Genomic DNA, 2,382 nt, shown 5'->3' on the forward strand with positions numbered 1-2,382 from the left:
ACCGCGAAGGGTGTGACGCCAAGCGTCTTTTTTTGCACCTCGGTCAGGCGCGGGCTTGTCTCGATCATGGCGAAGGTGGCGCCGTTGGCCCGGTCAGGATCGAGCCGCGACAGCGTGCGCAGCATGTCCTTCATCAGCGTGCCGCGGCCGGGTCCGATCTCGGCGATGGTGGCCGACCGCGACCGGCCGCCCGCCAGCCAGGCTTGATAAAGCCACACGGCGACCAGTTCGCCGAACATCTGGCTGATTTCCGGCGCGGTGATGAAGTCGCCGCCCGCACCAAAGGGCTCGCGCGTCGTGTAGTAGCCGTCCGCCGGGTCGAACAGGCACAGCGCCATGTACTCGTTGACGGGAAGCGGCCCCAGGGCCTCGATCAGGTCGACGATGCGGGTCTTCAGCCGTGTCATGCCGGCTGCGGCTGTGCCACCGGCTTGGCGGTCAGCATCGCCCAGATGCCGGCCAACACCATCGGCGACGACAGGATCATGCCCATGGTCAACCAGTTGGTGCCGAGGAGATAGCCGAGCTGCTGGTCGGGTTCGCGGAAGAACTCGACGAAGATACGCGACAGGCCGTAGCCGCAGATGAAGGCGCCGCCGACGAAGCGCGGCGTCTTCAGCTTAAGGCGCGAATGGGTGAGGATGCGCAGCACGAGGAACAGCACCACGCCCTCCAGAAGCGCCTCGTAAAGCTGGCTCGGATGACGGGCAAACGGCCCGCCATTGGGGAATTCGAACGCCCAGGGCACGTCGGTTGGCCGGCCCCACAGCTCGGAATTGATGAAGTTGGCGACGCGCACCAGGCCAAGGCCGACCGGCACGCCGGCCGCCACGACATCGAACAGCGACCAGGTGCGGATGCCGCGCTTGATGGAAAACAGCGTCATGGCGAGGATGACGCCGAGCAGGCCGCCATGGAACGACATGCCGCCCTGCCACACGGCGAAGATATCGAGCGGGTGCGCGATGTAGCGCGCCAGATCATAGAAGAGCACATAGCCGGTGCGGCCTCCGAGCACGACGCCGATGGCCGCCCAGACGATGAAATCGTCGAGATCCTCCGGCTTCATCGGCAGGACGCCGTTCGGCCACAGCCTGGCATTGGCGGCGAGCCGCTTGGCATACCACCAGGCGAACAGGATGCCGACGATATAGCCGACGCCATACCAGTGCACCGCCAGCGGCCCGATCTGGATGAGGATCGGGTTGATGTTGGGGAAGGGCAGGGAGGCCAGCGGCAGCAGGAAATATTCGTTCAACGGGGAACTCTCGATTGCGAACGTGTTTCGGCGCGGACCATGCGGCAGGGTTTTGGCAGGGTCAAGGCAAGGTGGGCGCACTCGACTTGATGCCGCAGCAAGGTGCAACAAGCTTGCATTCGACGCGCGGCGCCACTACGTCAATTTTGTGCAAGCGCGAGGATTTGCCATGTCGACCGGACCGAACCGCATTCTCGATGAATTCGCCAAGCTGATGACCGACGCCGCCGGCGCCGCCCAGGGCGTGCGCCGTGAGGTGGAGACCGCCTTCAAGGGGCAGGCCGAGCGCATTCTCAACACGATGGACGTGGTGCAGCGCGAAGAGTTCGAAGCCGCGCGCGAGATGGCCGCCAAGGCGCGGGAAGAAAACACCCGCCTTGCCGCCCGCATCGAGGCGCTCGAGGCGAAGCTTGCAGAACTGGCCGGCGACGCCACATCAGCGACGGCCGCCAAGCCGCGCACAAAAAAATAATCGTTAAACTTTTCCACATAGCCCGATCCTGAAAAGCGCTTTGCCGTGAATCGCTTAACGGCATTGCATGAATCTTTGTGACAGCGGCTTTCCACATGCGAATGACGCAGTGCGAAAAATTGGGCTGTTCACGCGACTCCCGATCAATAGACTGAATTTGTTGCATGATTCGGAGCAGGATCATGCGACCGGGCGGTGGGGTCCGGTCTGGGGTCTTTGCGTCGAGAAGTCGTCTTTGCGCGAGGAAAGTCCTGGCCGTCCGAGTTCTAGACAAGATTGTTCGTTGTGTGTGCCCTCCCGCGGAGCGTGTGGCGGCGCTCGTACAGAACGACAGGAAGCATTCCATGGAACTTCTCGAACTCGAATTCTCCCGCGAAATCCATCCGGTGGATGTTATCGAGCAGGTGGCCCACAACAACGACTGGTCTTTCGAGCGGGCCGGCGACGACGAGATTTCGATCTCGGTTGCCGGAAGCTGGACCGACTATCACGTCTCCTTTTCGTGGATGGAGGATTTCGAGGCGCTGCACCTGGCCTGCGCCTTCGATATCAAGGTGCCGGAGACCCGCACGCTGGAAGTGATGCGGCTCTTGTCGCTGATCAACGAGCAGATGCTGTTTGGCCATTTCGACCTCTGGGAGCAGGAGGGCGC

Annotated in this window: 4 protein-coding genes; 2 read left to right on the forward strand and 2 right to left on the reverse strand. The window is 62.6% G+C overall.

All coding sequences use genetic code 11. From position 1 onward, the window contains the following. The coding region (locus EN879_RS32310) for an SAM-dependent methyltransferase (RefSeq protein ID WP_206521046.1) at nucleotides 1-407 on the reverse strand (407 nt) is incomplete at its 3' end. Continuing rightward, nucleotides 404-1,258: a prolipoprotein diacylglyceryl transferase gene (lgt, locus tag EN879_RS32315; RefSeq protein ID WP_027162149.1), complete on the reverse strand. Its 855-nt coding sequence runs from the start codon at nucleotides 1,256-1,258 to the stop codon at nucleotides 404-406. The genes EN879_RS32310 and lgt, both read right to left, overlap by 4 nt. 169 nt (nucleotides 1,259-1,427) lie before the next feature. Here lgt and EN879_RS32320 point away from each other — a divergent pair, with 169 nt between their 5' ends. Continuing rightward, entirely contained in the window at nucleotides 1,428-1,730 is a 303-nt protein-coding gene (locus tag EN879_RS32320) for an accessory factor UbiK family protein (RefSeq protein WP_063168840.1), read from the forward strand. A 344-nt stretch (nucleotides 1,731-2,074) separates the two neighbouring features. Beyond that, on the forward strand, nucleotides 2,075-2,382 hold a 308-nt coding region (locus tag EN879_RS32325; protein ID WP_206519386.1), incomplete at its 3' end, for a YbjN domain-containing protein.

The sequence above is a fragment of the Mesorhizobium sp. M7A.F.Ca.AU.002.02.1.1 genome (assembly GCF_003998535.1).
Lineage (GTDB): Bacteria > Pseudomonadota > Alphaproteobacteria > Rhizobiales > Rhizobiaceae > Mesorhizobium > Mesorhizobium ciceri.

Bases quoted from the DNA above. Each gene is read 5' to 3' on its own strand.
- EN879_RS32320 (WP_063168840.1), top strand. From the start codon at position 1,428: ATGTCGACCGGACCGAACCGCATTCTCGATGAATTCGCCAAGCTGATG.